The organism is Tenacibaculum agarivorans (assembly GCF_001936575.1).
Taxonomy (GTDB): domain Bacteria; phylum Bacteroidota; class Bacteroidia; order Flavobacteriales; family Flavobacteriaceae; genus Polaribacter; species Polaribacter agarivorans.
The window spans coordinates 210,914-218,512 of sequence record NZ_MSMP01000007.1 but is presented as its reverse complement, the minus strand read 5'-3'; the positions used below and the strand labels follow the sequence as shown (position 1 = coordinate 218,512).

The 7,599-nt window shown below is 29.0% G+C and carries 7 protein-coding genes; 4 read left to right on the top strand and 3 right to left on the bottom strand.

The window, feature by feature from the left end:
* From BVC87_RS23380 to BVC87_RS07440, 4 genes are all read left to right on the top strand, one after another.
* On the top strand, positions 1 to 2,434 hold a 2,434-nt coding region (locus BVC87_RS23380; protein WP_200799174.1), incomplete at its 5' end, for a hypothetical protein.
* Positions 2,434 to 2,883, top strand: a complete 450-nt coding sequence (locus BVC87_RS07445; protein ID WP_075341734.1) for a hypothetical protein — start codon at positions 2,434 to 2,436, stop codon at positions 2,881 to 2,883. The genes BVC87_RS23380 and BVC87_RS07445, both read left to right, overlap by 1 nt.
* 159 nt (positions 2,884 to 3,042) lie before the next feature.
* Positions 3,043 to 3,219, top strand: a complete 177-nt coding sequence (locus tag BVC87_RS23375; protein WP_159439333.1) for a hypothetical protein — start codon at positions 3,043 to 3,045, stop codon at positions 3,217 to 3,219.
* Between the two features lie 18 nt (positions 3,220 to 3,237).
* Positions 3,238 to 4,293 (top strand): WG repeat-containing protein, encoded by a 1,056-nt coding sequence (locus BVC87_RS07440; RefSeq protein ID WP_262509523.1) that lies wholly within the window; start codon positions 3,238 to 3,240, stop codon positions 4,291 to 4,293.
* A gap of 74 nt (positions 4,294 to 4,367) precedes the next feature.
* Here BVC87_RS07440 and folK read toward each other — a convergent pair whose 3' ends face one another.
* From folK to BVC87_RS07425, 3 genes are all read right to left on the bottom strand, one after another.
* A complete protein-coding gene (gene folK / locus BVC87_RS07435; protein WP_075341732.1) occupies positions 4,368 to 5,492 on the bottom strand; it encodes a 2-amino-4-hydroxy-6-hydroxymethyldihydropteridine diphosphokinase in 1,125 nt (374 codons plus the stop codon).
* A gap of 78 nt (positions 5,493 to 5,570) precedes the next feature.
* Entirely contained in the window at positions 5,571 to 6,845 is a 1,275-nt protein-coding gene (locus tag BVC87_RS07430; RefSeq protein ID WP_075341731.1) for a porin family protein, read from the bottom strand.
* Positions 6,835 to 7,374 (bottom strand): RNA polymerase sigma factor, encoded by a 540-nt coding sequence (locus tag BVC87_RS07425; protein ID WP_075341730.1) that lies wholly within the window; start codon positions 7,372 to 7,374, stop codon positions 6,835 to 6,837. Before BVC87_RS07425 ends, BVC87_RS07430 begins: the two co-directional genes overlap by 11 nt.
* Between the last annotated feature and the right edge of the window lie 225 nt (positions 7,375 to 7,599).

The following is a 7,599-nucleotide window of genomic DNA, read 5'->3' as shown; positions in this document are numbered from 1 at the left end:
TTTTAGAAATACTGAAGAAGGTAATATTACAGGGTTTAACCATGTTATTACCAATAATGTTAGCAAAGCAACAAGTAGGTTAAGTGGAGAAAAACGTAGCAATACTAAAACTTTAAAACTCTTAAAACAGAGAGAAGCAGAAATTAAAAATGGAAATATTACAAATTCTCTATATGCAGATGTAAAAGTAAATGGTATTCCAATACAAAATTTTAAAGATTTAGGAAGCGTTAGAAATGCCATTAGTAATGCGATTACAGAGCTCTCGAATACTAGTTTAGCACTTCACGAATACGCTTTGATTGGAGATGAGATTCACGAATCAAATTTTAAACAAGGTTTATTAGAAGCAGCCATTAGAGTTAAAGAAAATTATCATAATGGATTGACTCCTTGGAATAGAGCGAACTATATGCAGTTTTCATTACATTATGAAGCGCATAAAGATAGGTTTAGCGCTCCTTATGTATTACCTCCTAGCGTAGATATAGCCTTTAGTAAGTTTGCTAGTAAATTAGATATTGCTTCGCCAGACTATATGGAAGACTATGCAAAAGGAAGAATTGATCCAAAGACAAGCCCTTTTCACTCAAATCACTGGGAGATTATTTTATATGAAAAATATAATGGAGGTCATTGGAATATAATTAAAGCGAAAGCTGATCATCAAAAGTTAAAACAAGAGCTTATTGATAAACTCTTACGAGAAACACCTATTGGTGCTAACTCTAGTGTAGACTATTTAGTACAGGCATTGAACATAAGTAATCTGCATGAATATAATTTTTTAAATGATAACCCTGAATTAGCAGAACAATTTAGACTTGATTTAGAATTCGCAGCCCAACAAGATGGTTTAGGAGAGTTTGGTAACAATCCTAATGATGATGATATCAATCTTACTGGAGGAAACATGTATGCCAGTACCAAAAGAATTATAGAAAGTATTATAGCAGATGGCGCTACTTCAGCACGTGTTATTGAATGGTTAATGATACAAGACACTTACCAAAAACAATGGGTGTATGATAATATTAAAAGAGTAAAAGAATTTACGCAAGCAGCACTTGGTAGTAATGGTATAGCCAGACAGGGAATAGAAAATCAATTTAAAGCAGAAATAAGAGCAGGTGCTCCTATTGCTAAATTGATTTCAGACCTTAAAATTGAAAATACTGAGCAAAAGAAATGGTTGTATGAGAATGAAGATAAAGCTAATGAGTTTAAAAATTTTATAGGAAATGATTATTCTCAATTAGCACAGAATTGGGTAGCTGGACAAGTAGAACTTGAGCAATTAGGTAGCAATATTCCTTGGAAAGCAGGAACAGGTTTTATAGAAGGAGAAAAAAGCTTAAAATACACACATTTCCATCATGATTTAAGTAAAGGTATTTCATATTTTAAATTAACAAATGGTTCCATAGTGGCAGCAAGTAGTTTTGAAAAAACATTAACAAAATCAGGGCAGTTAACTAATAAATATAGAACTACAATGGGCTTCGTAGCCAATGAAAGATATTTTTATATTAAATTAATAGATACTCAATGGTCAGAATTATTAATAACTAAAGAAAAAACTGCTGAAAATTTAGAGAAATTATTTGCAAGTGGTGCTGAAGATCTTGGTAAAGCTATTGGTATGTATGCGTTACCTATAGAAGATATTACAATCGTACTATATGGTAAAGACCTCAATGGTAACCAAGTATCAAGATTAGAGGGAGCAGGATATTTAGCACTATCTATAATTCCTGGAAGTAAAGGAATTAAAGTGTTTAGAAAAATTATTAAATTTATTAAACCTTTACTTAAAATAATGAAGAAAGGGTATGCCGTAAAAATTGTAAACGGTGTATTACAGTTAAGAGATAAAGCAGGTAATGTTATTGCAAGAGGTGTAGATGAGGTGAAATTATTAGTTGAGAGTATTAGTGAGGGAATTTTAGGTGTAATTAAAGATGTAGCTGGTAAAATTGAATATAAAAATTTTAGTGGAAATATATTAAAATGGTCTACCCAACATCCTAATTCAATAAAACAAAGTATAGCTAGTGCTTTAAAAAGTAAAGATGCAGGTAAGTTTATAGAAGGTAAAGTAGGAGAGGCCTTACAAAAGGCAGGTGTAGAAATTAAAGCTTTTGGTTTAAAAATTAAAGATGTGGCAACAAGTAATGTTGTTGGGGATATTGATATTGAAACTTCAAAGTATATAATAGAAGTAAAAAAAACATTTAAATCTCTTAAGGAAGGACAATTAGATAAATATATCAACAGTTATTTGGATAATTATTTAAACCCTTTTCAAAAACAAACTATTCTTTATATAGATGAGGCTTTATCTGCAGCCGATAAAGCTAAAGTATTATCGCAAATACCTAATGAAGTAATTCTTATTAACTCATTAGAAGAACTATTAAAAATTATAAAATAATGGCGTTATTAATTTTAACAAAAGAAAAAGTTAAACCGGAAAATATTATTGAGAGTATAATTAGACTGTCTTCTGATAACGGTTTCACAATCAATATTAATAAAAAAGATGAGCTATCTTTAAGTAAGTATCAGGATATTTATCTTTCTAAAGATTATAAAAAAGATAATCAAGAGTGTGAAGACTATTTTTATTTAGGTTTAGAAACCAATCAAATGGAATTAGAAGAGAATGGTCAAAAATATTATAGGTTAGGAGTTACAGATCAAGCAGAATATGATCATTTAATGTATGATTTTTCTTTAGCCTATTTAAAGTTTAATCCTAATCACGTGATATCATTATACGGAGAATCTTTCTTTACACTAGAAGATTTAGAAAAAATAGAAGCAGAAGGAGGCTATTATAAAGATTGGTGTTATGGAGTTTACAGAGATGATAAAGATTAATGAATAATATTAATATTGAATTAGTATCTGAAAGAATTCAGGTACTAATTCTAATTTACATAAAAGCTAATAAAATTAAAAAGTAAATAGTCTAATCTAAAAAGTAACTTTCTTTATATTCTTTTAAATAAAAATTACTACAATAAACTAAACATTAAAATGAAAAATAAAATTTTAGTGCTTTTTGCACTTACCTTGCTATTGAATACTGTTTTTGCACAAAAAAACATAACACCTGATATATATGTAATGCAATATTTAGGAAGAAGCCCAGAAAAATCACAAACTAATACTGTTGCAGATAATTTAATGTGGCAACTTTACTTTGAAAAGTAACCTGAAAACTCACGTAAAATAGGTTTTTTCAATAAAAAAGGAAAAATTATTATACAGCCAAAAATAAACATGGCTACAGATTTTTATGGAGATTATGCAAATATTATTCAAGATTCTATATATGGTTTTATTGATAAAAAAGGAAGAATAAAACTTTTCGAAAATTACGATAAAACATATTTTTATTACGGTAATACGGGTATTGCTAAAAAAGGTAAAAAATATGGTTTGATAGATCGTAACGGAAAACCTATTACAGATTTTAAATACATAAGGATAAGTAATTTTGGTTTTCATAATTTTCGTACAATAGAAAAAGGAGGGCTGTATTCGATTCTTAATGAAAAAGGAAGAGAACTTTTTAAAATAGATACTACTTATAACATTCGAAGTTATTTTTTTAGAACTGATTCATTACTTCAATTTGAAAAAGTTGTAAAAGGAAGAAAGTTAAACGGTTTAATGAATTTAAAGAAAGAAATCATAATAGAACCAAGATATGATAAACTGTATTATGTTAGCGATAAAAATTTTTACGCTGTAGCTAAAGATGGTAAGTGGGGTTTTATAGATAATAAAGGAAAGGAAGCTATACCTATAGAATATGATAAAATAGGTTTTCATATTACGGAAAACCTAATACCTGTAAAAAAAGGAAAGAAATGGGGATTTATTAATAAGAATAATGAAATAAAGATACCTTTTGAGTATGATGAGGCTTATACATTTTTAGATGGTCTGGCTTTTGTAAAAAAAGGAGACTTTTTTGGATGTATTAACACAAAAAATAAAATTAAGATCGATTTTAAATTAAATCCCAATAGCTATCCTTTTTTCTCTGAAAATTTAGCAGTTTATACAACTAAAGAAGGTAAAGATGGGTTTATTAACAAAAAGGGAAAAATTGTTATACCCGCTATTTATGATTCTGTATTACCTTTTTTAAATGGTTTAGCTTTTGTACGAATAGGAGATAAGTTTGGCTATATAAATAAAAAAGGCAAGGAAATAGTTCCTATCAAGCAGAAGCAAATGTGGTATGAAAGTGAAGGTATGATTAGGTTTGCAGAATGATTTTCGTACAAAAAAACAATCTAAAAACACTCGATTAGTTCGAGTGTTTTTTTAATTTCTGGTTATTGTTTTCTCTAAAAATCTCTAATCTGCTTTAAAATAGATTTATAATCCTTTTTATGACGTACAAAATCCAATTCAGAAACATCAATAACTAAAACATTTAAATTCTGTTGGGTTTTTATAAAGTTGCTATACCCATCATGAATTTTAGCTAGGTAAGAGGCTTCAATGTTTTGTTCATAGTCGCGACCACGCTTTTGGATATTTTGCAATAAGCGATCTGTATTCTGATATAAATACACATACAAATCAGGTTTTACAATCTCCTTATACATCACATCAAATAACTTTCTGTACAATACATACTCATCATTCTGAAGAGTTACTTGTGCAAAAATTAAAGACTTAAAAATATAATAATCAGAAACAATACAGTTTTTAAATAAGTCAAATTGAGCTAAATCATCAGAAAGCTGTTGATATCTATCAGCTAAAAAACTCATTTCTAAAGGAAAAGCATAGCGCTCTTGGTCTTGATAAAACTTAGGAAGAAACGGATTGTCAGCAAAACGTTCTAACACTAATTTGGCATTGTATTCGTTAGAAATCATATGAGCCAAGGTGGTTTTTCCTGCACCAATATTTCCTTCAATAGCAATGTAATTGTATTTTTCGGAAATAGCTATAGGCCTTTGTAATACAATATCTAGTTTTGAAATTTCAGAATCGTCAGTACACTGTGCTAAACAATGATTGATCTGCTTTTTTTCAATAGGATGAAAAACAGTACCTGCAATTTCAGCTAAAGGGACAAGCGCAAACTTACGAGAAAGCATTCTTGGGTGTGGTACAATAAGCTCTTCAGTAAAGATAATTTCATCATCAAATAATAAAATATCAAGATCAATTAAACGATCAGTATAACCTCCATCTTTAGAACGTACTCTACCCAACTCTTTTTCGATATCCAAAAGTTTTGCAATTAAAACCTCTGGAGGTAAATAGGTAGACACTTTAATACAGGTATTGTAAAAATCGTGACCAGTAAACCCAAGAGCAGGCGTTTCATAAATGGCTGCTATTTTGAGTACAGACCCAATTTCATCAGCTATAGCGTCAATAGCTTTTTGAAGATTATCGACTCTATTTCCTTGATTTGTACCTAATGATACATATGTAATACGCTGTATTCTCAATGCTTCAATTTAATGCAACAAAGAAACAAAAAGCAGCGTTAATTTATTATAGATTTTGTGATCAATTCAACATAAAAATTAAAATTTATATCGAATCCCAGTATTCAGGTTTAAGGTAAAAGGTTGTAAATTGTTACTATTGGTAATATAGGTGGTAAAATAATTTTTATAATTCAATTCCAGAATGAGATCTAGTTTTTTATACACCGGAATTGTACTTCCTAATCCTAGGTTTAGAGAATAATTTTTAGCGTTATATGCACTACTATTTCCGATTAGAAATTCAGTAGTATTTTGTGATTCGCCAAAAACCTGAGCATCATTTAAAAAGAGAAAACTATATCCAGCAATAAGACTTAGATTCACCTTCTTTCTAATAAAAGTGTACTTAAACTCCATAGGAATTTCCAGATAACTTATTTTTTCAGTAATGTTTATACGTTCATCATTGTTGAATAGTGTAGCAATATTTTGATTGAATAAAGACGAGGTTAAACTTCGAATATCCGAAAGGGAACTCAATTGACTGTTGCTACCTGAAATATTGATACCACTTGTGGTGTATTGTAAATTTAATCGATGCAATCCCACACGAAGTAGGAAATAATCATTGATATGATAGTTTACATTCACTCCATAATTAAACGATATATTATTTGTTTTTTTATTATCAATTAAACGTTGAGATAAAGCATTACCTTTAGAGTAAAAGTTTAATGAACTGATTTGACCATTTAAAGTAATACTAAATCCTTTTTTAAAGTGTTCTTGTTGCTCTTTATTTTGGAGGTCTAGTGTGCTAAATACATTTTTAGGTCCAGAATACCCTTTAGACTGTAAAGTTAGCATTTGGATTGAATCTTTACTACTTATATTTTCGTTTATTACTAATGATATATTCTGTGTAGAATTAGCCTTTTGGATAGTATGTTCCTTACTTAATTTACCTTTTTGATGAAGTTTAGTTTGCTTGGTAGTTAGTTGCATTTTTTTGTCATCTTGTTTATTGGTATCTGTAGTACTATTCTTGTGTTTGTAATGATTTCTATTGGAATCAATATCATCAGGCTTTACTGTGGTACTAGATTCTTGATCTTTAGAGATTAATTTTTTTGGTGTTGGTTTAGACTCCGTATGATTTCCTACACTTTTTGAGCTTTGAAACGATTTAGACGCTAACAATCCCATAAATACCAATAAACAAATAATTGTAATTTTTATCACTAGTGCTCTTTTCTTTCTTTTACGTAGTTTACGTTCTATACTATCCCAAAGAAAATCATCTGGAGAATCATGTAGTGTATTTAATTTATCTTTAAATACCAATCCTATATCTTCGCTATTATTCTTCATGTACTTGTTTATGGTATTCGTTAATATTTTGCTTTAAAATTTTTTTTGCCCTATTCAAATTCGATTTTGATGTTCCTTCAGAAATGGCTAATAACTTTGAAATTTCTCGATGTGAGAAATCATCAAGTTCATATAAATTAAAAACCAGTCGGTACTGATCTGGTAAATTTTGAATAAACTTTAAAATGGTTGCCAAGGGTATTTGATCTATGGGAGTAATAGCTACTTCCTCTTGTGTAAGCGAATGGTAATTTAAATCTTTAGACTTTACATTTTTCTTATACTTATCTATAGCCTTATTAATTGTTATCCTTTTCATCCAACCTTCAAAAGAACCCACATGTTTAAATTTTTTAATGCGTTTAAATATTTCCAAGAAGGCATCTTGTAAATTATCTTGAGCTTCTTCTCGGTTTTTACAATATTTTAATGAAACAGCAAACAAAGTGTCTTTATAGGTTTGATATAAGACACTTTGAGAAGCTGTGTTTCCTTTTCCACATGAGTTGATTAATTCTTCTAGATTCAAAAGGTATATATATTAGTCACAAAGTTATTGGGTTACAGTTTTGTTAATAGTATTTTCGGCTTTATTTATCCTCTAATGTACAAGAGAAAAAGAAAATACTACATAAAATACTGAACGTATAGACTAGTTTTTCCATGGTTAATAATATATTTCAGTCTGTTTTTTTAATCTCTTTTACTTGTAATCTAAAAAAAGTGAAAAGGTTGCGTAGGAAATTAAAAAAAA